General features: G+C 52.2%; 20 protein-coding genes and 4 pseudogenes. 10 read left to right on the forward strand and 14 right to left on the reverse strand.

Annotated elements, in window-relative coordinates; genetic code table 11:
* Positions 1–29 precede the first annotated feature (29 nt).
* Positions 30–1,499, forward strand: coding sequence for a hypothetical protein (locus JMJ16_RS11740; protein WP_201381398.1), 1,470 nt, complete (start codon positions 30–32; stop codon positions 1,497–1,499).
* Between the two features lie 534 nt (positions 1,500–2,033).
* On the opposite strand, the gene JMJ16_RS11745 is transcribed toward JMJ16_RS11740, so the two are convergent.
* Both JMJ16_RS11745 and JMJ16_RS11750 read right to left on the reverse strand, forming a co-directional pair.
* Positions 2,034–2,240, reverse strand: a complete 207-nt coding sequence (locus JMJ16_RS11745; RefSeq protein WP_201381400.1) for a hypothetical protein — start codon at positions 2,238–2,240, stop codon at positions 2,034–2,036.
* Positions 2,241–2,364: 124 nt separating this feature from the next.
* On the reverse strand, positions 2,365–2,526 hold the full coding sequence (locus JMJ16_RS11750) for a hypothetical protein (RefSeq protein WP_201381402.1): 162 nt from the start codon (positions 2,524–2,526) through the stop codon (positions 2,365–2,367).
* A 487-nt stretch (positions 2,527–3,013) separates the two neighbouring features.
* On the opposite strand from JMJ16_RS11750, the gene JMJ16_RS11755 reads away from it, so the two are divergent.
* Together JMJ16_RS11755 and JMJ16_RS11760 are read left to right on the forward strand one after the other, a co-directional pair.
* Positions 3,014–3,253, forward strand: a complete 240-nt coding sequence (locus JMJ16_RS11755) for a hypothetical protein (protein WP_201381404.1) — start codon at positions 3,014–3,016, stop codon at positions 3,251–3,253.
* A gap of 396 nt (positions 3,254–3,649) precedes the next feature.
* Positions 3,650–3,913: a helix-turn-helix domain-containing protein gene (locus tag JMJ16_RS11760; protein WP_201381406.1), complete on the forward strand. Its 264-nt coding sequence runs from the start codon at positions 3,650–3,652 to the stop codon at positions 3,911–3,913.
* A 343-nt stretch (positions 3,914–4,256) separates the two neighbouring features.
* Here the strand turns inward: JMJ16_RS11760 and JMJ16_RS11765 are convergent, their stop codons facing one another.
* The gene (locus JMJ16_RS11765; protein WP_201381408.1) at positions 4,257–4,493 is read right to left on the reverse strand and encodes a hypothetical protein; all 237 of its coding nucleotides are present in this window, start codon (positions 4,491–4,493) and stop codon (positions 4,257–4,259) included.
* Between the two features lie 120 nt (positions 4,494–4,613).
* Between JMJ16_RS11765 and JMJ16_RS11770 the strand changes: the two genes are divergently transcribed.
* Complete coding sequence (locus tag JMJ16_RS11770; RefSeq protein ID WP_201381409.1) at positions 4,614–5,435, forward strand: IS6 family transposase; 822 nt, start codon at positions 4,614–4,616, stop codon at positions 5,433–5,435.
* A gap of 28 nt (positions 5,436–5,463) precedes the next feature.
* Positions 5,464–6,048 (forward strand): hypothetical protein, encoded by a 585-nt coding sequence (locus JMJ16_RS11775; protein WP_236601411.1) that lies wholly within the window; start codon positions 5,464–5,466, stop codon positions 6,046–6,048.
* 50 nt (positions 6,049–6,098) lie between these two features.
* On the opposite strand, the gene istB is transcribed toward JMJ16_RS11775, so the two are convergent.
* The 3 genes from istB to JMJ16_RS11790 form a co-directional block, all read right to left on the reverse strand.
* Positions 6,099–6,953 carry an IS21-like element helper ATPase IstB gene (gene istB, locus JMJ16_RS11780; RefSeq protein WP_201382840.1) on the reverse strand — a complete coding sequence of 285 codons (855 nt, stop codon included), beginning with the start codon at positions 6,951–6,953 and terminating at the stop codon, positions 6,099–6,101.
* Positions 6,934–8,214, reverse strand: coding sequence for an IS21 family transposase (gene istA, locus JMJ16_RS11785; RefSeq protein WP_201381412.1), 1,281 nt, complete (start codon positions 8,212–8,214; stop codon positions 6,934–6,936). The genes istB and istA overlap by 20 nt, the downstream gene beginning before the upstream one ends.
* Positions 8,215–8,469: 255 nt before the next feature.
* On the reverse strand, positions 8,470–8,835 hold the full coding sequence (locus tag JMJ16_RS11790; RefSeq protein ID WP_236601413.1) for a metallopeptidase family protein: 366 nt from the start codon (positions 8,833–8,835) through the stop codon (positions 8,470–8,472).
* A gap of 162 nt (positions 8,836–8,997) precedes the next feature.
* On the opposite strand from JMJ16_RS11790, the gene JMJ16_RS11795 reads away from it, so the two are divergent.
* On the forward strand, positions 8,998–10,380 hold the full coding sequence (locus JMJ16_RS11795; RefSeq protein ID WP_201377970.1) for a transposase: 1,383 nt from the start codon (positions 8,998–9,000) through the stop codon (positions 10,378–10,380).
* Here JMJ16_RS11795 and JMJ16_RS11800 read toward each other — a convergent pair.
* Positions 10,315–10,725: a hypothetical protein gene (locus tag JMJ16_RS11800; RefSeq protein WP_236601414.1), complete on the reverse strand. Its 411-nt coding sequence runs from the start codon at positions 10,723–10,725 to the stop codon at positions 10,315–10,317. The genes JMJ16_RS11795 and JMJ16_RS11800 overlap by 66 nt on opposite strands.
* Positions 10,726–10,941: 216 nt before the next feature.
* Here JMJ16_RS11800 and JMJ16_RS11805 point away from each other — a divergent pair, with 216 nt between their 5' ends.
* Positions 10,942–11,700, forward strand: coding sequence for an alpha/beta fold hydrolase (locus JMJ16_RS11805; protein WP_201381416.1), 759 nt, complete (start codon positions 10,942–10,944; stop codon positions 11,698–11,700).
* On the opposite strand, the gene JMJ16_RS11810 is transcribed toward JMJ16_RS11805, so the two are convergent.
* On the reverse strand, positions 11,651–12,430 hold the full coding sequence (locus tag JMJ16_RS11810; RefSeq protein WP_201381418.1) for an alpha/beta fold hydrolase: 780 nt from the start codon (positions 12,428–12,430) through the stop codon (positions 11,651–11,653). The genes JMJ16_RS11805 and JMJ16_RS11810 overlap by 50 nt on opposite strands.
* 645 nt (positions 12,431–13,075) lie before the next feature.
* Complete coding sequence (locus JMJ16_RS11815) at positions 13,076–13,237, reverse strand: hypothetical protein (protein ID WP_201381420.1); 162 nt, start codon at positions 13,235–13,237, stop codon at positions 13,076–13,078.
* Between the two features lie 337 nt (positions 13,238–13,574).
* On the opposite strand from JMJ16_RS11815, the pseudogene JMJ16_RS56950 reads away from it, so the two are divergent.
* A pseudogene (locus JMJ16_RS56950) lies at positions 13,575–15,340 on the forward strand (MOSC domain-containing protein).
* A 380-nt stretch (positions 15,341–15,720) separates the two neighbouring features.
* On the opposite strand, the pseudogene JMJ16_RS11835 reads toward JMJ16_RS56950, so the two are convergent.
* The 5 genes and pseudogenes from JMJ16_RS11835 to JMJ16_RS11850 form a co-directional block, all read right to left on the reverse strand.
* A pseudogene (locus tag JMJ16_RS11835) lies at positions 15,721–15,972 on the reverse strand (ATP-binding protein); the annotation flags it as partial.
* 88 nt (positions 15,973–16,060) lie between these two features.
* Positions 16,061–16,644, reverse strand: a pseudogene (locus JMJ16_RS11840) (IS6 family transposase); the annotation flags it as partial.
* A 192-nt stretch (positions 16,645–16,836) separates the two neighbouring features.
* A pseudogene (locus tag JMJ16_RS54065) lies at positions 16,837–16,968 on the reverse strand (IS6 family transposase); the annotation flags it as partial.
* A 263-nt stretch (positions 16,969–17,231) separates the two neighbouring features.
* Positions 17,232–18,896, reverse strand: a complete 1,665-nt coding sequence (locus JMJ16_RS11845; RefSeq protein ID WP_201381424.1) for an IS1182 family transposase — start codon at positions 18,894–18,896, stop codon at positions 17,232–17,234.
* A gap of 202 nt (positions 18,897–19,098) precedes the next feature.
* Entirely contained in the window at positions 19,099–20,967 is a 1,869-nt protein-coding gene (locus tag JMJ16_RS11850) for an ATP-binding protein (RefSeq protein ID WP_201381431.1), read from the reverse strand.
* Between the two features lie 192 nt (positions 20,968–21,159).
* Here JMJ16_RS11850 and JMJ16_RS11855 point away from each other — a divergent pair, with 192 nt between their 5' ends.
* Both JMJ16_RS11855 and JMJ16_RS11860 read left to right on the forward strand, forming a co-directional pair.
* Positions 21,160–21,462 (forward strand): hypothetical protein, encoded by a 303-nt coding sequence (locus JMJ16_RS11855; RefSeq protein ID WP_201381433.1) that lies wholly within the window; start codon positions 21,160–21,162, stop codon positions 21,460–21,462.
* Between the two features lie 92 nt (positions 21,463–21,554).
* Positions 21,555–23,228, forward strand: coding sequence for an FAD-dependent oxidoreductase (locus tag JMJ16_RS11860; RefSeq protein ID WP_201381435.1), 1,674 nt, complete (start codon positions 21,555–21,557; stop codon positions 23,226–23,228).
* Positions 23,229–23,231 lie beyond the last annotated feature (3 nt).

Below are 23,231 nucleotides of genomic sequence, written 5' to 3' on the forward strand. Positions count from 1 at the left end.
GATTGAAAAAGAGAGAAAAGGAGCAATACATGATTGATCCAGCGAAAACTGGTGACCAGCAGGATATGTCTCTCGATACCAGGAAGATGCCGCCCACCTTCGACCCTGCTTATATCCAGGGCGCTGTGAAGCCGTTTTTCCTCAGCGCCATCTATCAGGGCGAACGGCCATTACTTCCCATGATCGACCTCTCCCTGAGCAAGGAGGCGGCGATGCCAGTTCACCTCGTCGGGATGCTCTATGACAATTGGGAACTCAATATGGAGGAGGAGGGACTTACGGTCTTCATCCAGGGGTACCAGAAGCGCGGACCACACAACGAGCGAAAGAGGATCTACTACTCGGCTGTCACGCCGGATCTGTATGGTCCGATGTACTCGGGCAAGATCAAGCGCTTCCTCGATTCCCTCTTTGACAAGCAAAACGAAGGCAAGCCACTGATGCACCAGTACTACCAGAGATACTTCGACCTGTACTGGGACCTTCACCTTGGCGTCACGGGGGGCGACATTCCGCCCGAGGTCAGGCTGATCGGCCAGAGCTTCGTGGCTGTCGTCAGCTTCCGGTACCCGATCTTGCAGGTCGTCCATGACAACTACATGCGTGTGCGCCAGCTTCGTCAACTCCTCAAGGATTGGATTGACCAGCGGGTGCAAGAGCTCATCGACGGTCATGTGCCCAATCCCGAGAAGACCCTGGTCTACTACTGGATCAAGAACGGCGCGCTGGGGGAGAACTTCAGGAGGAAGGACATGGTCTTCGAGTGCTTCCATAACTTTCTTGCGTTCAGCCAGTGGGGCAATACGCTCTACAACATGATGGCCCGCTTGGAGGCAACCAATGGGGACCCGGCTGTCCGCTCCTGGTTTGAAAAGACGATGAAGCGTGGTCCCGATGAAACGGACAACGCCGCATTCAGCAGGCTGGACCGTTTCGTGATGGAGTTGTTCAGGACCATCTCGCCCAACCGCGGCAGTACCTCAGTGCTGCCTGCTCAGGAACAAGCCTTTGGCACCGGGTCCACTGGCTCCAGCACCATTATTACGCCTCATCTGGAAACCAGCAGAGACCCTCTTCACTGGAACAATCCGAATGACTTCGACCCGGATCGCTATCAGCAGGCTCCGACGAGTGAACAGAACGACGAAACCAGGTGTAAGCAAGTCGGGTTGGCTCAATGCCCCTTCAGCAGGGAAGCCTTTCGCGTCAAGGACGGGCGGCGGGCTTCGATCACCAACAGTGCGTTTGGCGCCGTGTACGCGCGTGTCGACGACCAGACTTATCCAGTGTGCGACGATGCCGGGTATGCGCCATTCGGCTTCGGGTATCGCCGTTGCGCGGGCGAGTTCCTCACCATTGGTTTCTTTAAGGATCTCCTCAGAAAGGTGTGGAACGAAAAGATTGCCTTCACCAGGCTCAACATCGACCCTGCCGAGTTGGTAGCGGTGGGACCGGCAACGGTTGTGCCGGACAACATTGGCTTCAAGAGAGCACAGTAACATCTCCCTGCATTTTGGCCTGTTTGGCCCATGCACGAAAAATATAACGTTCAAGGAGTATGTCATCAGGATTGAAGGGCCTGGGTGTAAATTTTGGAATTACGTGGGCGGAAATTGGATAACTGCGTGAGCGACGTTTGGCTCTGTGTTGAGCCTCGAAGGCTTGAGAACAACCTTTCTCTGCAGTCGCTGATGCTCGTTTTCCTACGTCTTGCCGCCCACGTAATTGTCCAATTTTCGCCCGCAAAGCTTGCGAATTTACAGGCAAGCCTTGCCCTCAAACTTCGTGGATCGCACTCAATATATTGGGCAAATTTGTGTATAGCGTGAGCTTCATTATGCCCTTTCCCAATTCCAAGACAGATGGCCTTGTCACTCTCTCCTTGATAAATCCGGTACCACCTTTGCGCTAAACAGTCATCCCAGACTTCTTTAAAATCGTGAGTGTCCATATGCTTCTACGCTCATTTTTAGCTTCAAAGAAGAAGATAAACACGAGGAGAGGAGGCAGGAGCTTGTCCTCTCCCGTGTGGGCTACCATCCCCTTCGTGCATGAATGTGCTCGGTGCTGTAGCCAAGCTGACGAACGACATCCCCAGAGACCAGCTGATCTGGGAAGAGCGTATGCATCTGCTCGACGCCGTGACGAGAGCGGTACAACGCGGCCAGTTGATACATGATCTTTCCTGGTGCGACCCGGCGCGCAACAAAAGTAACGCCTTGTGGCCGATAAGACGACATTGCAAAACTCCTTCTTTTACTCATAACGTAGATAGCTCGTTAGGTTGTGCAAACGACTATTTCCGCACTACAAAGCGAACAGTCAGTAATGTCTCACGTGAGCCAAAAGAGAGAATAACCAGGGCTATTTCTCTTCCTCAGTGGGACCCAGATCAATTCCAAGGGCAAATGCAATCCGTTGGAACTGAAGGTCCTTAAGTTCGTCACGCCCTCCCTCCAAGCCCTCAATGATAAGTTCCTTGACCGCCTTACGGTCATAGGTCAGGCTGATCCCCTGATTGCGCAAGAACGTAAGAAGTCTGCTTGCGTAATCTCGACAATTGCAGGCTCAAGAAGTTGACTACCTGGAAAGCGATCATAACCATATCGCAACGCTTTCCCCATCGCCTCCCAAAACGATTCCACTTCAAAAACCACCGCATCACGGACAAGACGAAAAGCGGGTAATCCATGAAATCCAACAATAGCCGCGGCATATATCATTTATCAGGTATTATGGAAAATTATTTTTCTAGCCTACAAGTGGCTTCAGCATATTTTTCTGTTGATTGATGTCCATTTTTCTTGTTTTTTTCTCTCACATAATTCTTTATGGGCCAATGTAGAGTCTATTGCATTTGCATTTATAGGTCTTGAGTTTGTTCTTGGTACTATAAATAACATAGCAAATAAAGGTTTTGTAATGCTTGCTCATATGAATCTCAATAGTAGTCATCTCTTAGCGTAAATGCATTAAATTTAATTTAATGCATTTAAATGAAGAGGAGGACTTGATGAAACTTTCTACAAAGGTAGTTGTGCTGATCGTGTTCAGTGGGCTGTTTGCACTACTGCTACTCATAGGTTCAACACAATCAGCATCAGCCGCCAGTACAACTGTAGCGGCACCAAGCAAGGTTGTAATGGCTCAGCCAGGTCCTGGTCCGTATCGCGGTCCTGGTCCGTATCGCGGTCCTGGTCCGTATCGCGGTCCTGGTCCGTATTACGGTCCTGGTCCGTATTACGGGAGGTAGCCGCTAAAAATTAAAAGATGTAGGCAGTGAGGTACCTTGAGTAGTTGCATCGCCTGTAGAGAGCTTGAGTATCAACATTCATTGAGTACTCAAGCTTTTAATTGTCCCTTCGTGTTGTTTTTACTCTTTTGTGCTCTCGCTTAATGCTTCTCGGTAAGCGCGTATTATTGGTGCCCCTGACTCTTTTATGTCTATGGTGGACAGCCTTGTGTCTGGCCGGGGGAACATTACTTCACTAAAGCCAAAGTGTTGTAGAAGTCTTACACCGCTTTTTGGGGCGACAAGATTACGGAGGGCCAAACCTACGCTAAGCGCTAAGTACAAGCGATCACAAATGCATTCCGAGATTGACGACAAAAAGAAAGTGAGGTAGATTCGGCTTGGGAGGAAGAACCCATGAGAGGCCCCAAACCAAGCCATCCGATTGAATTGACCACCGAGGAGCAGGAACATCTGCGTAGCCTTGTTCGCGCACATACTACCGGGCAAAGCTTGGCGATCCGAGCAAGGATTGTCCTGTTCGCCCATGAGCATCCGGAGTGGAGCAACCAGCAGATTGCCCAGGCAGTTGGTACCAGCGATCGACTCGTACGCAAATGGCGTCAGCGTTGGGCAACCACCAAAACGCTCGCTATGCAAAAAAAAGAACCGCACCCGTGATCGCTTGATCGCTCCGGTGTGCCTGCCTAGCGTCGTTTTCTGCGCCTGGGCGTTCTACAGATCTACCAACCTATGATAGTGTGTATTATCGACAGGTGTTGCTGAATTCCTATGCGGAGCGCCTGCGCGTTGCCCTTGAGCCAGAGGACTTCCTCCAACTCTTTCGTCTGGATGCGCAAACAAGTTTTTTTGATCGCCCCGTGGTGCAAATGCACGTACGCTGGATCCGTTGCGTATCAGAGAAGCCTTGTGTGGAGGAACAAAGGTGATTGGGTGAGAAGACCATGGTGTTTGCGAGGTACTCAAGATTACAGGCGGGTGATGGTTGAACGAAGTGTGCGTCCTATGCATCGTCATGGCGGATGGACCAAGCGTTCTGACATGCCGCAGTGAGTTCGGGGAGTGTACTGTGTTGTTCCTGCCAGGAGAGGCTGACGGTCACCTGGAAGTAATGCGAAGGATCCCATTCCACTCCAAAGAGCATCAGGCGTAAATAGCCATAGGCAGCGCTTTCGCTGGAGGTGCTTTCTCGCGAGCGCTGTTCGCAGTATACCTTAAGACGTGCAACCGCAGCCTCCATCTGAGCAAACCTTGGTTCACGTACGCATGGTTCTGTCAGAATTCGGAAGAAGACTTGTCGTGGTGATCGTTTGCGAGGTATTCTCATAAGAACAACAACTCATCTGAGAAGGAGTGCTTCATGAACTGCCCACATTGCGCCTCAGCCACCACCAAAGAGCAAACCCAGAAGACCACGCTCGGCTATCGCACGTTCCGTTGCTCCGTTTGCAAGCACCTCTTCAATGAGCGCACCGGAACCCCGTTTAATTTCCTGGAATATCCCACTGATGTGGTTCTTCTGGTTGTCCTATGGCGGCTCCGGTACAAGTTGAGCCTGCGTGACCTTGCTGAAATGTTTTTAGCGCGTGGTTTCATCTTTACGCACGAGGCCGTTCGCGATTGGGAAGCACGATTCGCCCCATTGATAGCGGAGCAGTTGCGAATCAAGCGGCATGGGAAGGCGGGAAGATCCTGGCACGTTGACGAAACCTACCTGAAAGTGCATGGGAAGTGGTGTTATTTGTATCGAGCTATCGACCAGGATGGAACGCTGGTGGATTCCATGCTGAGTGAGAAGCGGAATATGGAAGCGGCTAAATGTTTTTTTCGACAGGCTGTTGACGTTGTTGGTCATATTCCCGAGCAGGTGACGACAGATGGGCATAGTTCCTATCCGCGAGCAATTCGTGAGATAATGGGCAGCGATGTTGTCCATCGAACGAGTAAATATCTCAACAATCGGTTGGAGCAAGACCACCGTGGAATCAAACAACGATACTATCCAATGCGCGGTTTTGGAACAGTTGAAGGGGCAGCACGCTTCTGTTGTGCCTTCGACGAATTGCGCAATTATCTTCGTCCTCGTCGCACCATGGGTGAAGCGGTCTCTCTCCTAGAACAACGACAGGTTTTTCTCCAGCGTCTTGCTGCTCTCCAGACAGCTATACAAGCAGTCTCATAGGTCAACGAGCGAGAGGTGAGCCTTCCATTTGTCCGAGAAGCTTTTCTGTGATCTCAGTTCTGACAGAACCCAAGAACGAGCACTCGTCGGCGAGGTGGGCGCGACGTTGCCCGACGGAGTGAAGCTGGAATACGAAGCGCGCTATGCCGCGATGCTCTCTCACGCGATCAAGAATTATGCGCTCTTGACGTATTCGGGAGAGGTGATCGTGCGAGGGGCGGCCATGCGGTCGAGCCGATCGGAACCCTATGGGGAGCGGTTTTTGCGCCAGGCATTGCGCTGTGTGATGCAGGGTGACCTGGTTGGCGTGGAGCAAGGGTATCAGGAAACGCTCCGAGTGCTTCGAACACGCTCACTTCCGGCCTCCGATGTCGCCACGCGTTTTCGGCTCTCGAAAGACGCGCAGACGTATCTTGCTGGTCGTGCAAGGCAGAAAGAAGCGCAATACGAAGCGTTACTGCTCGCGGGGAGAAGGCAGTGGAAGAGCGGTGAGCATGTTCGCTTTTACCGTGCCTCCAATGTGTCAATAGCACCGAAAAATTCCTCAAAAGTGCCACTCAAAAAGTCTCCAGGTCTGGGGAATTTTAGGCTGGCACTGTCGAGTGCCAGTTGAAAATTCCCCAGAATGTGTGTTCTCTACAAACGCGATCCCTCCTCTGTGATCTACAGGTCATCATATCTACCATTGGTCTCGCCTTGCCCCATCTCCTGTGTTTTTTGGGAGGTGGAAGGGCTGCCTTTCATCGGCTTGGCAGCCAGGTCATGAAACACGCCAGCCTTGCGTTTCTCGCGAAGGCGATAACTCTCGCCTCGGATGTTAATCGTCGTCGAGTAATGCAAAAGGCGGTCCAGCATGGCGGTGGCTAAGGCATAATCCGACACCACATCGCCCCATTCGCCATAGGATTTGTTACTGGTCAGGATGATGCTGCCCTTTTGATAGCGCTGGCTAATCAAGCGGAAGAGAAATTGCGCCGAGCGCTGATCCAAGGGGACATAGCCCATCTCATCCAGAATAAGCAATTTGGGTTTGCACAGTGCATGTAATCGTCGATCCAGCCGATCCTCTTTGAGATCTTGTTGGACCAGATCCACCAGGTCGGCCACCGTGAAAAAGACGACACTGATCCCCTGCATGATCGCGGCTACCCCAAGGCTGACCGCGAGATGTGTTTTCCCGACGCCTGGCGGGCCGAGGAACAAAATGTTTTCTCCATGAGCCACAAAACGTGCCGTAGCCAGCTCACGAATCTGCGCTTCATTGAGTGCGGGCTGAAACGAGAAATCAAATTGCTCGAGCGTTTTGACGAATGGGAAGCGAGCCAGGCGCGTTTTCATGGTCACATCTCGTTCCACGCGGGCGCTGACTTCCACATCTAGGACGCGATCCAGAAACTCCACATAGGTCCAGCTCTCTTTCGCCGCAGCTTCAGCGAGCTGATCCAGCCGCTCTGGGAGACGTGTCAGCTTCAAGCGTTCCAAGATGGCCTGCAAGTGCTCATAGCGAGGATCGTTCATCATGTACCTTCCAGAGCAATTGATCATAGACGGCGAGCGGACGCACTTCGACGACTGGGGCATCCCAGAATGGCGAAGGTGTGGTTGGTAGCAGTTCCTGTATCGCCGAGGTACGCTCTTGGCGTGGGGTAGGAAGACCAAGTCCTTGGTAATGTTCAGCTTGCACACTCCGCTCTCCACGCCCTTGCAGAACGCGGTGACGAGCCAGTTCTTGCCCGACTTCAGAACAAACCACCAATTCTCCTGCTTCGGTGATGTTGACCTGTAGCGTCTTGCGTGCGTGGGCCGCTGGAACCGAGTAGAGATTGCCTTCATAGCTGATGACACAATCTTTGCTACTTCTCCTGGTGATCATCACACTGGTATCATAGGTGAATGCCTTGGAGGCGTCCTGCAACCCCTCGGAGCGCAGCCGGGTAAAGGGAACCTCCCCGGTCGTGCCATGCACACGAGGATTAGCAGTGGTGTTGAGCCAGGCCAGCGCTTGATTGTTGAGATCTTCCAGATCCTGAAAATGCACCCCAGGCCAGAAGTTTCCTCGCACGTATTTCACGCCATTCTCGACCTTGCCCTTCGTTTGAGGCCGATACGGCTTGCAGGCTTGTGGGCTAAACCCTGCCACATCGGCGAAATCAAGAAAGCGAGGGTTCCAATGAATGGTTCCATCTGCATCGCGCCGCTCCACCACACTTTTGAGGTTATCGTAGAGCAGCCGCTTGGGAACACCTCCCAAGTAGGCAAACGCATGGAGGTGACAACGAATGAACCAGGTGGTATCCGATGAGGTTGTGAAGCGCACATAGCTAGCTCGCGACCAGCCCAGCGTCAGGACGAAGGCGTAGAGCCGACACGTGCGTCCGTGGTGCGTGATGAAGCCGAAGTATCCCCAGTCTACCTGCCCTTGCTCGCCAGGAGCCGTTTCAAAGCGGGTAGAGCCGATTGGATCCTTTTCTGGGCGCCGATCATGCACAAATTCACGCACCTTACTTTCTTTGCCAGGATAGCCCTGTGCCAGGATTTCTGCGTAAAGCTTGCGAGCATTGAGCACGCCTTCTGCCATCCTCTGTTCCAGGTAGGGGACATACGGGTCGATTTTACACACTTTCACTTGACGTGGTGGCTTTGGCGGCGAGAGGTCAGGCGCATTGACGGCTTGCCGAATGGTTTTGCGATCTCGTCCCGTCCGACGGGCAATCTCGCTAATCGAGACCCCCTTGCGATACATCTCTCTGATCATGAAGCGTTCCTCTAGTGCTAGCATGGGTCCCCTCCTTCAAACATCGTGACCATTGAAGCCACGTTGCTTTGAGGATATCCCATGATCCCCAGGTGGGGAGTTTTACCCTGGCACTTATGAGGATTATATCTCCGGCACTAACAGTGGGGAATGCCCCCTGCAAAACGAGCGAAGTGTGGGGAAAACACAAGTATATGGGCGTTTTTTTGAGGGAAAAGTGGGGAAACCTTTCATCCATTCTCTGACCGTGTTCTGAGTTCTGACAGAATCGTTTTCCCCTTATTGAATCCAGATCGGCATTTCTTCGTGCTCTATACCAAAGTGATGAGCCACTTCATGGAGGATCGTCTTTCTGACCTGCGCGCGAATACGCTCAAGATCGCCGTGACAATAGTCTTCAATCGTGTGTTGGTAGATGGTGATACGCTCGGGCAAGAGCGAGTAGTGGCTCCCATAACAGGTGAGCGGGACGCCCTGATACAATCCCAACAGAAGACGCCCATCACCAGTACCTACTCTTTCGAGGGTCTCGGCGTCCGGCTCATCTTCGATCAAGATTGCCAGATTGTCCATGTGCTTCTGAAACTCGTCAGGAATGGAATTGACAGCCTCCTGGACCAGCCGGTCAAAAACGTCAGGTTGCAACCTGGTTTTGCGGTTGCCTGGCTTTTTTGTTTGCGCTTTCTCATACGTAAATTTTGGCCAAAATAGTGGCAGCAAGCTTGGCAAAAGAAGAGCTTGCAAAGAAAAAGATGATGATCTATAGCTCTTGCAGAAAGTCAACCAAACAAGAGGAGATTCATCATCATGACAGAATCTACGATGAAACTGACCCAACGTTTTACCGGATGTGCGAGCCTAGCCGCACTGGGCATCAAACTACGCACCCTGGATCTGCTGGCACCGATCCGAAAGCTCGTTCAGATCCCGCAGAAGACCGTGAAAGACACGCCCTTTGAGAAACTGTCCGATGCCTTCATCAGTATCCTGGCGGGAGCCACAGGGCTGGTGGAGATCAACAGCCGCTTGAGGAGCGATCGTGCGCTGCAACACGCGTTTGGACGGACGCGCTGCGCCGAGCAATCGGTCGTCCAGGAGACGCTCTCTGCCTGTACCGCCGAGACGGTGAAGCAAATGGAGCACGCGATGAAGCTGATGTATCGCCAACACAGCCAAGGCTATCGGCATGACTACCATCGGCAATTTCAAATCCTGGATGTTGATCTCACGGGTCTGCCGTGTGGCAAAAAGGCTGCTCTGGCTACCAAAGGCTACTTTGCTGGGGCGCGCAACCGCCGTGGACGGCAATTGGGCCGTGTCCTGGCGACCCGCTACGGGGAAGTCGTCGTCGATCAACTCTTTGAGGGCCGGACCAAACTGTCCGAGGCGTTTGTGCCTCTGGTTCAAGCTGCCGAGGAGATCCTGGACCTTAATGGCGCGAAACGCGCGCGCACCCTGTTGCGGGTGGATGCTGGGGGTGGCAGCATGAACGATGTGAACTGGTCGCTCACCCAAGGCTACCAGATCCTGTGCAAGGATTACTCCGGCCAACGTGCGACTCGCCTGGCAGCTTCCGTGACCCGTTGGGTTGACGATCCCGATGAGCCGGGGCGGCAAGTGGGATGGGTCGAAGTGGAAGCGCCGGAGTATGTGCGGCCTGTGAGGCGCATCGCAGTTCGTAAGCGCAAACCTAATGGACAGTGGGGCATCGCGGTCCTGATCTGCAGCCTGCTGCCCGATGAGGTTGAAGAACTGAGTGATGGCCTGCTTGTCCACAGTCTTGATCCTGTCAAGGATCTGCTGCTTGCCCACCTGCGTCTCTACGATCAGCGTGGAGGTGGGGTCGAAACCTCGTTCAAAGGCGACAAACAGGGGGGTGCCCTCGGCAAGCGCAGCAAAAAGCGGTTTGAAGCGCAACAGATGGTTATGCTCTTGGGCAGCCTGGTCCACAATGTGCTCGTCTGGGCACAAGAGTGGTTGGTCGTAACGACCTCTGCGGTGCAGCACTACGGACCTTTGCGTTTGGTACGCGATGTTTTTCATATCAGTGGCTTTCTCCTCCTTGATGCGTGGGGGCGCGTCCGTCAGATCGGACTCAATCAGGATGCTCCGCTGGCTCCTGTCTTACTCAGCCCTTTCCAAACCTTCGTCGCTCCTGCGCATGTCGCCATTTATTTGGCCAAAACTTAGGTCATACACATTCGCTGATGGCCTGTTCTTCGCTGTATATGTAGCCGTAGAGCGAACCTTTGACAGATATCCCATTCCGACGATGAGGAAGAGCACCAGACCACTGGTGATCAGGAGTGCGGAGGAGTTACCTATCGTACGAGGCAGGGTAATATACAGGACAAAGAAAGAGCAGAAGCCGAAGAAGAGGGAAACGAGCAGTTTCACTATGACGACCATCCACTTCCACGTCTTCTTGTGAGTATGCATTTGCTGATTCGTCTTACCTGACCCGGCTGCGTTCTTGCCAGGGGCATCGAGATCGTCAGCATCATCGGAAGCGTGAGCAGACTTCATCGTTGTCATCGTTGACCTTCTCTTATCTTGGAGACTATTTCTCTCTTAATAAAGAGAGACGTAGCTTCCCTTGCGCTATGAAATAGGCAGGCCTTTATGAAACGATTTGACCAATGAGCTACGTACAATTGATATGATACTAAAGCGATGTATGTGATGAGTGTCAAAATGAGAAAATCAAAGAAAAAACCCGAAAATAAAACCTTACGTAGTTGCCTTGTAGAGATGCAAGACTATTCCATTCATTATTACGCCTCTCAACTGGTTCCCACTTCTCAAGAAGTTATTATCCTCGTTCATGGATTAGCGGTGTGTAGTCGCTACATGTTGCCGACAGCCGAGCATCTCGCCCCGTTCTACCAGGTGCTTGTCCCTGATTTGCCTGGCTATGGCCTTAGTAGTAAACCTTCGCACAACCTCACACTACCCGATTTCGCGGATATGCTCGCACGCTGGATGGATTGCCTGGGGATAGAGCAGGCTGTTCTCGTTGGTAACTCGCTTGGCTGCCAGATTATTGCACAGTTTGCGCTCCGTTATCCCGAGCGACTCATGCGAGCAGTGCTGGTTGGACCAACGATGGATGCTCACGCGCGTACAGCGCATCAGCAGATTGGGCGCTGGTTGGTGAACCTGGCATTCGAGCCATTCTCGCTCTACCCGATTGTCCTGCGTGACTTTTTCGACATTGGGGTGCGACGTTTCATTGCCGTGTTTCGCTCTGGCTTGCGGGATCGTATAGAAGAGTATCTGCCCCATATGCAGGTTCCGACCCTGGTCATTCGTGGCACATATGATACTATTGTCCCTTCAGGCTGGGCGCAAGAGGTAACCGACAAACTTCCCCAGGGGCAATTCCTGGCAATTGAAGGTGCGGCACATGATGTCAACTATAATTCGCCTGCCAGGTTGGCACAGGCCGTACAGCGCTTTCTCAACTGCCAACCAGGTCGCCCTGTAAAAAGGCCAGAGCGGCCTGATTGAAAACCAGGGGACGATCAAACATGCTCACATGCCCGGCCTTTTGGAGAATCAGCAGTTGCGCATTGGGGAGTGTCTGCCGAAGTTGAATACCAGTGGTGAGTGGAACGACAATATCATGTTCACCCCAGACGAGCAGTGTAGGCTGACAGATGGTAGATAGCTCTTCGTTGAGGTCAAGTAGGATCAGGTCATGTGTGACGCGTAGGAGCAGGCGTGGTCCCGCCCGTAATGCGTCAAAAAGAAGCAAGGGTAAGAATGTGGGCCGAACATAACGAGTTGATAGGAGTAAAGGGCGCATGTAGCCCAGAATCGAGTGAAATTGGGGTTGTACGGCGGGCGAGACAAGTATCATTCTCATCACGCGTTCAGGATAGGTCGCAGCCAGGTGCATACAGATGTATCCACCCATCGAATGCCCTACTAGGTGCGCCCGCTCAATCCCAACCGCCTTCATCCATGCCAGCACCCAGGTGGTGGCATTCGCCAGCGTAAACTGACGTGTCAGGCGACGCATCGTACCAAAGCCGGGAAGGTCGATAAGGTAGACGCGATAATTCTGTGCTAGCGCAAAAATATTATGAGTCCACCAAAGCGTTGAGCCGCTCAGTCCATGTACCAGAATGATGGCTTCCTGCGTCATATCCTCTCCAATGACTCGATAGTGTATAGGATATCCCTCGACCTCCACACTCCGTGTAATGATCTTTGACTTCTGCCTGGTTGCATTCATGTTATAAGTTCCTGTCTATTCTTTGCGATGGGCACCGTTGTCAGGCTCCAAATATGAGCGCGTGAAGTGGTGGCGAGCATAAGAACATGCAGTTTGTCTGCTTGTCGCGCTTAGAAGCTACACGTATGGGTCCTCTTTGGGGGTGACAGTTTGAGAGGGAGCAACAATATAGCCAGACACTATCACTTCTCGTGTTATGATTTTTCTCTCTATCCATCAGGAAGGGCACCAACTATCATGCGCTTCGAGGCTTGAGCCTGTGAACACATGCATGAACGAAGGCAATACTTTGCTCCTCTGCTCCTCGGGAGGGATTACCAAAATTTTGTATTCTACTATCTGTGTGATATCTGTTCAAAAAACGCTCTTGAAATGGGCTTGTTGTTTCCACTGGGTACGGCGTTCTTTTGAAGATGTTCTCCTTCTTCTGTGAATAACTGTTGTGATTGGAATGGTGTGGTAAAGATTGAAGGGGGACCACGGCATTGGAGAAGGAGGGGACTACAGGTATTCATGGGCAATGTGCCTCGCCTTGTGTGATTGCGAGGGCCTGCCTGGGTTGGATGCGATGGGGTGTGAAGGCAGGGGGCCAAAGGGCTGGAAGAGCTCTTTATTCGCGTCAAAGCCTTAGATGCGAGCAAGGACCTAGCCAGGAAAAACGTGTTGGTAGCCATGCTCCTGATCTGTCACGTTAGATGGGGCGTTGGTAAACTCCACGAACCAGCCCCGGGTCTCCGTTTTGTAGAGGCTGGTGAAGGCCTCTATTTCTTTCAGCAGAGAGCGATAGCGTGTATCTTCTCGAAGCATAGGGAATGCTCCTTCTTGTGTCTTCAAAAAAGACATGAAAAAACTGGCTCACCCCCCTGTTAGTGCAGGCAGAGGAGCTAGTGTGTACGAAGAAAACGTGAATCTCAATGTACAGGAACATACGGTTCCTACCGGTAGTTTGTCGACGTGGGAGATCGCATCTGATTTTGAACGCATATCCTGAACAATTCGCGCTCAAGTGGCCACTATTTGATGGGCTTAAAGCATGACAAAATCCCGAGTCGACAAACTACCGCTACAGCGGTGTTCACAAAGGTTGAGCCATCGCTGAACAAGACTGTTGGAGTTTAGACGGGATAAAGGAAGGTGAGATTTTATGCCACGACTGCTCTCGGTGAACGTTGGTCTGCCCCGCGACATCGTCTGGCGTGGTGAGATGGTGCGCACCGCCGTCTGGAAGAAGCCTGTTCAGGGCCGGCGGATGGTGCGGCGGCTCAACATCGATGGTGATGGGCAAGGAGACCTGGCCGGACACGGAGGAGAACAGCGGGCGGTCTTCGTCTACCAGATAGAGTCCTATCATTACTGGGAGCGTCAGCTCAACCGCAATGACTTCGTGTTCGGACAGTTCGGGGAGAATTTTACCGTCGAGGGTCTGTCCGACGAAGAGGTGTGCATCGGCGACCAGTACCAGATCGGTGGCGCGCTCTTTGAGGTCACGCAACCGCGCGTTACCTGCTACCGGGTCGGCATCCGTATGAACAACCCCCAGATGCCAGCGCTGCTGGTTTCACACAAGAAACCGGGCTTTTACCTGCGTGTGCTGCAAGAAGGCGAGGTAGAAGCCGGAAACGAGATCGTGAAGGTCGCTGATGGCCCGGAGCACATGACCGTGGAGGAGATCGACGCGATGCTCTACCTGGGTCGTCATTCCCGTGAGCAACTGGAGCGTGCGCTGCGTCTCCCCGCTTTGAGTCCGGGGTGGCGGACGTCCTTCCAGGCTCTGCTCGAGCAGGCGCTGAGCGAGAAGACGGCTAGCGGGAACCCTGGACTCACCCAGGTGAGCGGCCCGCCCCGGCATGGCCAGGGTTTCGCCCCATGCGCGTATCCCGCATGGAACGAGAGAGCAGGAGCATCGTCTCACTCGTCTTTGAATCAGCAGACGAGCATCCTCTCGCCGCTGCCTTGCCCGGCCAGTTCGTGGTGCTGCGTCTGCGACCCAGGCCTGACAGTCCCCCTCTCTTACGCAACTACTCGCTCTCTGACGCGCCAAGTGTCGACCACTACCGGGTGAGTGTCAAGCAAGAGGCGAACGGCGCAGCCAGCACCTACGTGCATACCCAGGTGCAGGTTGGCGACGTGTTAGAGGTGAGTGCCCCACGGGGCGTCTTCACGCTCCGCCAGAGCAAGAGTCCCGTTGTTCTGCTCAGTGCCGGCGTGGGGGCGACCCCCATGATGGCTATGCTGCATACCCTCGCCGCCGAGGCATCGCCCCGGGACGTCTGGTGGCTGTTCGGAGCACGGAACCACGACGAACACCCCTTTGCACAGGAAGCCCGCCGCAGCCTCACGATGCTGCCCCACAGCCACAGCTACATCCTCTACAGCCAGCCAGGGCAAGAGGATCGGCCTGGTCTGGACTTCGACGCTCCTGGACATCTCAGTGTCACAGTGCTTAAAGCGCTTGGCGTACCGCGCGAGGCGGACTTCTATCTGTGTGGGCCTGCCGCGTTCCTGCAAGATCTAACCACCGGTCTCGTTGCCTGGGGCATTACCACGGATCATGTGCACACAGAGATTTTCGGCCCGACTCCTTCCAGCACACCCGGAGTGGTTTACACCAGACCGCGTCTTCCACCACACCCGCCGGCCGGATCGTCCGGCATGGGGCCGCTGGTCTCGTTCGCTCGCAGTGGCCTCAGTGTTCATTGGGATCCCGCGTTCCAGAGCCTGCTCGAACTCGCCGAGGCCTGCGACGTGCCAGTGAGGTGGTCATGCCGGACAGGGGTCTGTCATAGCTGTGAAAGCGGGCTGGTCGCGGGCAGCGCCAGCTACCAGCCAGAGCCACTCGAACGGCCTGCCGAAGGAACCCTATTGATTTGCTGCTCCCAACCTGAGGGAGAGATTATGCTCGACCTGTGATGCAGCAGTCTCGAACCTTGAAGCAGATGCATATGGCTCAATCATTGTGAACATTGCTGTATTACTGGCTCATGCCTGCCATAGAAGATGGGAAGCATGCTCCAGTCAACACAGGACACGTGTTGTCTTTTCGTGATGTGCAGACAGAGAGCCAGGCTCTATCTGTCGCACGTGCAGTGCCAGCATAGCAGGATGGATGGAGGGACTCAACATCCACCTTGCTATCCCTTCTTATGCACTGCTATGCCCATTTGTAAGAATGCATGTTCTATGGCGATGCGGAAGAGCAGAGGCTGTGGTTACACGTTTTCCCTCTCTTTCTCAACAAACTGACTCATCATTGTCTCAGTTGATACGCCGCCACGCGTGTCAACTGCACAGGCATCCCGCGTTCGAGGAAGGGTCACTGTAAAGGTTGATCCTTTCCCGACAGCGCTGTCCACAGTAATAGTTCCCCTATGATGCTTGACGATCTCCGCCACAATGTAGAGCCCTATGCCCAGGCCGGGGATCGCCTTCCGCTTCGGATCAGCCACCCGATAGAAGCGGTCGAAAATCTTGCCGCGCTGCTCTCGTGGGATTCCCAGACCATAATCACGGACGCGGACCATGACCACATCTTCGGAGGTATTGTCAACTTGACGAAGAAATGGAAGAGTTTTTTGAGGGAAAGGGAGAAAGACGGGAAAGAAGCGGAGGATTGGAGCGGATGGTGTGGTGTCAGGCGGCAGCTTTCCCGCCAGTCACCTCGTTCCATGCAAGGAAACGATCCTGCATGAGGGCACGGTAATCTCTGGCGGTGAGGAGATGCCGTTTGGGTCGAAAGTGATCCAGGATCGGCCCAAACGCAGAGAGAAACCGTTGGGCTTGGCTAGGGGATTGGAAGCGCCTCAAGGTTCGTTCACGTTGCCGCGTCGGCTGGTGGGAACGTTCCGCTCGATTGTTTAAGCCCTTGTGTTGGCGGTGCTCAACGCTGGGCATGATTTCCCTCTTTGCGGCAGCGTAGCTAGCCAGCTTGTCCGTGATAATCACCCGTGGGACATATTGGAGTCCTTTGAGTAACTTGCGAAAAAACTTCTTGGCCGCATGCTTGTTGCGTCGGCTCTGCACGAGGATATCCAGGACGTTGCCCTCCTGATCAACCGCTCGCCAGAGATAGTGGGTTTTGCCATTGATCTTCAGGTACACTTCGTCTAAGTGCCACTTGTCTCCTGTTTTCGGACGGCGGCGTTTCAGTTTATTGGCATATGTCTGGCCAAACTTTAAACACCATTGCCGGATGGTTTCGTAGGTCAGTCAATACGACTCCACGCTCCCACGGAATGCGCAACGAGATGTTCTCTCTCGCGAACTGGCTCTGACCCTGCTTTGAGCCATTGGCCACTTTCTATCTTGGAACCACGTCCAAGAAGTTGGAAGCCTGGCTGGGGATAGCGGTGAAGCGACCTGCAGAGCTATTTCATCTGAACTGTGCATCTCGTTGCGCATCCCGTGGGACGCTCCGCCATAATCTCTTCAATATCACGAAAACTCAAGGAGAAGCGAAAATACAACCACACGCAGTGGCTTATAATCTCTGGTGGGAAGCGAAAGCCTTTGTAGCGAGATGCAGATGCCAGTGTTTTCATGACGGTTAGTCTACCAGAAATTGTAGTCTCTCAGCAAGTTGACAATACCAAAGCACCCATCTTCATCCGGCCACTGACCGAAACCGAACAAAACGAGATTCAGGCGGGATAACGCTCCTCCTCAGCGTTTGTGTTGCGTCGCTGCCAGATTCTCTTGGCAAGTGCTCGTCACGAACATGCAACGGCTATCGCCAAGCAATTGGGCTGCGACGACCAAACCGTTCGCACACCGGATAGTGATATTGTTGGCGAATGAGCAGAAGCTACGCAACAGCTACTTGCTTGACAGAAGCGAGCAGCTCTGCAAAACGAGAAGTTGGCGTGGTTGCCAGCTTCGCTTCTGCAATCCAATGACAAGCCCGAAGCATGTTGATGGAGGTCGCTGTTAGAAACGCCTGGAGATTGAGCTTTTTCACGCCAATGTATCGGGATCTGCGTATCTCACAGGTCCGTACACTTTGAGCAACGGTTCCTTCAATGCCTGCTCGCGCTGCATACAGGGCTCGAAATTCAGCGGTTTCCTGACGTTTTCGAGCCTGCTGAAGTGCCACATAGCTGGCTTCATCTGGTCGCAAAATGAGTACTTTGGCTGCGGTTGACGAACACTTCTCATGAAGTGTGCAAACCCGACAAAGGGGAAGGGGAAACCGGATACGCAGACTTGGCTTTCCATGTCGATCAGGGATATGTCCCCAATCTCGGCTTGTCTGCCCAGCCGGACACAGGACCTGTTTGGCCTTCCAATCAATGTGGAAGTGGCTATGATCAAAGCGCCCAGCTTCTTTTGAGGCCCAACTGGTATCAGGAAGAACCGGCCCAACCAGATCAACCTGATGGCGATGCTGACTCGTAGCAAGCAGTTCGGCGTCCACATAGCCTTTATCGACCAGGTGCTGGCCGGGGAGAAGTTGGTTGCCAGCCAAGCGTTCATGAAGATTTTCCATGACGTCTCCATCTGGGAGCGTGGATGCTGTCGTGGTAACTTCGAGCACAAAATGAGGCTGATCAGCGTCACATCCTTCGGTAAAATGCACTTTGTAGCCAACCCATCCTGTCTGCTTCTTCTTGCTGTATCGCGCCTCCACATCATATGGCGATTGGATCAAGAGCGCTGCCGGGGGAAGCTCCTGATCTTTTCTCCAAGGTGTTCCCTGCTCACATGCGTGATACTGCTGGATCCAAATCCTTCGCAGAATCTCTACGGCTGGGAGTTCTTGTAACCAGGCATGGGTTGTGCTGCCCCAGATGCTCTCCAGGAGCCTTCGGCCGTCAGCTCCAATCTGCTCTGAGAGCTCTTGACGCGCTTTCTCGTCCTTTGGTAAACGAAAGTCGCTAAAGCGTGATCGATATCGTTTTTCCCATTCAGGTTGAACACGCTCAAGAAGCCAATCGGGAGCTACTTCTGCCAGGATATTGAGGACATGGCGCATGGTTTCTCCAACACATTCCAGACGGTTGACAGCTCGAATAGCCGCCAGAATATGCGTTGAATCTGTCCGTTGTTTGCCTCGTGCTTTGACCCAGCCTCGTTCTCGGAACTGAGACAACATCAGATCAAACAAACGGCGTTCCGCTTGATTGGCAAGGAGGCGACCACGAAATTCACTTAACACGGAAAAATCAAATCCTGGATCCTTGATTTCTAAGCTCAAGGCGTATTTCCAATCAATGCGCGTTTTCACTGCGTCTGCTGCCTGCCGATCCGTTAACCCTTCTGCATATTGCATTACCATCACCAGTGCGAGACGCCAGGCCGATATTGCAGGCTGTCCTTTGTTGGAAAATAAGTCAAGGAAATCTTCATCGCGAAAAAACGTTCCTAATGCATCTCGCATATGAATACAGATGTTGCCTTTCGGCAAAATGGCTTGTGCTATCTCTACAGTTTCTTCTGGGACTGGCGGTATCGCTTGTGGCTGTAGTGTCATGGGTTCCCTCCCTCCTGAATGCTTGTTTTTTCTTGCTTCTTCAGTATCTCACATTTCGCCTCAAATTAATTCGCCAACAATATCATAGTGGGGCTCTACCTGGAACGTTCGTCTCAGCAAAAATGCGTATGAGCCGCTTGACAATCGCGATTTACACCTCTTAACCATCTCTATTAGCCCCTTGTTTATACGAGCGCTTTTTCTATGGAGATTGGTCAAATTCACCTGTAGAAGTCTCGACGACTGGTAAGGTAAACCAGAATGTAGTGCCATGACCCTGGTCACTTTGTATGCCAACGTGCCCATGATGATATTCAATAAAAGCCTTGCAAATGTAGAGCTCTAAGCCCAAACTAAGATCTAATTCATGTTGCACCGCAACCCCTCGGGTGCGATAAAATCGATCCCACACGTGCTCTTGCTCTTGTAGTGAAATGCCAGCCCCATCGCTATGTATTGAAACCCGTGCCAATGAACCCTCTCTCGCTACTTGAGTAAGCACAGGACAATCTTTTGGTGAATAGGTGAGGGCATTTTTCAGGTAAATGGTGAGTACACGTCGAATACAATTCTCATCGGCGATAATGGAGATGAATTTGTTGGAAGGCACGATTTCTAGAAGAATTGTGTGATCTGGCGCCTGCTCCTGCTGCTCTTTCACAATTTCCTGAACAATCTGAGTCAGATTGTATTGCTGCATGTGTAACGTGAGCGTATTTGTCTGAATATGAGCATCATCTATCATAATTTGAATCATCCACTCTTGCAAGCGAGCACTCTGCGCAGCCTGCTCTAAAGGCTGGCGAATGTGCTCTAATCTTTTTGCGAGCATCTCTGGATGAGTCTTTACTTGACGTTGCAAAACATCTAAACGATGCTGAGCTAACTGGAGATTGCCGATAATGGCGGTTAGAGGCGTTCTTAACTCATGGCTGGCAAGATATAAAAATTCATTTATGATTTGATCTGCTTCCTGGTGCATGAGCGCTTTGCCACGCGTTCCATTCCATTGATTCAGCGCATTGACACACTCGACCACAAACGTTATGAGTGTTGCAACAGATTTCGCTAACGTGATCTCTTCAGGCGTATAGGCGTTACCAGAATTGCTTCTGGCAATGAGCAAGATTCCTGCTAGCTGCTTGCCAATAAATAGTGGGGCATGCAGTGTCAGCAAGGTGCTCCTATCAGATTGCTCATGAAATGGGAGATGAATACGCGTGTATGGTATGATGATCATCTCACCTGAGTAGAGTTTCGCTCTACTTGCCTCGTCATAGAAGTCTGCAAGAGTATAACGTCCGCTATTCTCGCGCCGAATCTGTTCTTGTTCCGGCGTAAGTCCACTCACAGCAACATAATAGAGGTGATCTTCTGGCGCTCTAAGAGAGAGAAGCATAACCAACCTGCAACGTAGTACCTGAAGAACCAGATTAGTAAGTTGCTGCCCTATATAATGCATGCTTGGAGGGAGCAGGAACGCACCTTTCTCTTCACGAGGGAGAAGATCAACGATGGAGGGGAGATAGGTGATAGCAGTGAGCAAAGAAAACACCGATTGTAGGGATTGATTGCTCTGTTGATACTGCAGTTCCTTTTGACGAAGATCTGTCACATCGTGGAAAACGTGGATCGTTCCTCTTTGCTGCTTCCTGTGATCAAAAATTGGCAGGGAGCGAATAGTTACATATATCCTCCGCCCGGAAGGAGGATTGATAGATACGTTGTGCTCCTGTCCCATTTCAGAGACAACCCCTTGTGCCAGTGCGCTTGGACGCTGATCCTCATTAGAGATAGCAGAGAGAGAGAGAAAGTGGTTGTAGTCTCTTCCAAGATAGAGTTTTTCAGATGGGATTTCAAACATTGCCAGTGCTACTGGATTGATCAGCAAAATCACCTCATCAGGGTCACAGATAATGATACCATCTGTAATTGATGTAACAGCAGCTTTGAGTAAAATCGTCGAAACGGTGATCCTGGGCTGTTTGTGCTTTGGTACAGAGCTGTTATACCGGTGATCCTTGTCATGTCCTTGCCCACCTGAAACCTCATCCTGCCAGTGCTTATTCATCGTAGTCGTCCTTTATAAGATATTAGGAACAATCGATACTATCTCTCCTTCTCGTTTCTTCGATAACTTGATGTCATATTCAGTGTGATCTTTTACCAAAACGGGACAGTCTTATGGGCAACCGTATTTTGCCCCTGGCAATCACAGTGTTTTTTCTTTTGCGTAGGCTGATGATAGAAGGAGGTGAGGAAGATGAACTACGCATTGATCACCTTACAAAAGGTACGCGCTATTGTTGAAGCTTTAGGAAGGTACGCTGAGGCTGTAGATTCGTTGGAAACGAATCTCAAAATGATGACCCAGGGACATATTCACGAAGGGGGAGCAGTTGGAGACATGTTCAGCGGTTGCGAGAATGACCTTGAAAACATGGAAGTTGTATATAAACAGGCTCAAATGCTCGCAAGTACGCTTCGGGAAGAAATTGATGAACAACGTCAGCGGGTGAAAAAGGTCAAGGAGAAAGTCGAGAAAGGGTGGAAGAGCCAGGCATAGTCCCTTGCTTTTTTGGCGACCAAGCGTATAGTATATTGAGAGAGGAGCTATTTGTAGAGCATTAACAACAACAGTTGAATTGAAAGTCGGATATGCCGAAGCTCGCTATAGTTGTGGTGGATGATTCGCCCGCCGTCTTACATCAGCTTAAACATGATCTACAACGGAAATACAGTGACCGCTTTCGCATCCTCGAAGTGACCTCGTGCCAGCAGGCCATGAACCAACTACAACAGATGAACGTGCAAAACGAACCGGTAGCGACTCTCTTGGCTGACGCGCACATGCCAGAGATGCAGGGCTCAAATTTTCTGCAAGTCGCACGAGCTCTCTATCCAAAAGCCAAGCGCATCTTACTCGCAACCTACGAGGACAGCCGCGCCACCATCCAGGCCATCAACACCTCACTCATCGACTACTATATTATGAAGCCCTGGGAGCCGCCGGAAATCCACCTCTATCCCGCGCTCGATGATCTACTGGAAGACTGGCTGGCTTTCTACGAAACATCATTGACACAGCTACGCCTTGTGGGGCACCGCTGGTCCCCTCAGATGCATGAGATTGGCGACTTCCTGGCGCGCAATGGAATTCCCTACCAATGGCTCTATATAGAAAATAGTTCGGAGGCGAATCAGGTGCTGGCTCAGTTGGGTCTAAGCCAGAGAAATTTGCCGGTTGTGGTCTGTCTCGATGGCTCTTACTTGATCAAACCCAGCTTAGTTCAGCTTGCGGGAAAAATCCATCTCAAGACGCATGCGGAGCAACCTTTCTATGATTTGATCATCATTGGCTCCGGGCCTGCCGGGCTTGCCGCGGGTGTCTATGGTGCCTCGGAGGGGCTGCATACCCTGCTCATAGAGCAAGAGGCTCCGGGGAGACAGGCGGGAACCAGTTCACGGATCGAGAACTACCTCGCTTTTCCGACGGGGTTATCAGGAAGTGATCTCGCGTGTCGCGCCGTTATTCAGGCCAAACGCTTTGGAGCGGAGATTGTCACACCGCAAAAAGCTACGAAAGTGCGCTTGGATGGACAGTATCGCTGTGTTGAATTAAGTGATGGCACAGAGCTACGCTGCCATGTCCTCGTACTTGCCTGTGGGGTCTCCTATCGGAGACTGGATGTGCAGGGAATTGGGCGATTGACGGGGAAAGGGGCCTATTATGGAGGCTCAATCACTGAGGTCATGGCCTGCATCGATGAAGATGTGTATATCGTTGGTGGCGCGAACTCTGCTGGACAGGCTGCCATTTACTTTGCGAAATACGCCCGACACGTGATAATGCTGGTACGCGCCGACTCACTCGCAAAGGATATGTCCAGATATCTCATTGATCAGATTGATAGCACAAAGAATATCGAGGTCAAGACCAGTACACGTGTTATCGCTGTCCAGGGCAAGCAGCACCTTGAAAGCATCACGATTGTCAATGATATCACTCAGGAAGAGCAAACCCTGCCCGCGACCGCCCTGTTCATCTATATCGGGGCTGAACCTCACACGAACTGGCTAAGGGGTGTCGTTCAGGTGGACGAGAAAGGCTTTATCCCAACTGGCTCTGACCTGGTCCATGAAGGGCAGGTTCCAAAGGGTTGGCTACTCAATCGCGAACCCTTTCACCTGGAGACCAGTATCTCTGGAATCTTCGCCGTGGACGATGTGCGTCACGGTTCTGTCAAGCGTGTTGCCTCCAGCGTTGGAGAGGGATCCATGGCTGTGATGTTCATACATCGTTACCTGGATAATTCTATCCTGAGAACTTAACGC

The sequence above is a fragment of the Ktedonobacter sp. SOSP1-52 genome, assembly GCF_016587395.1.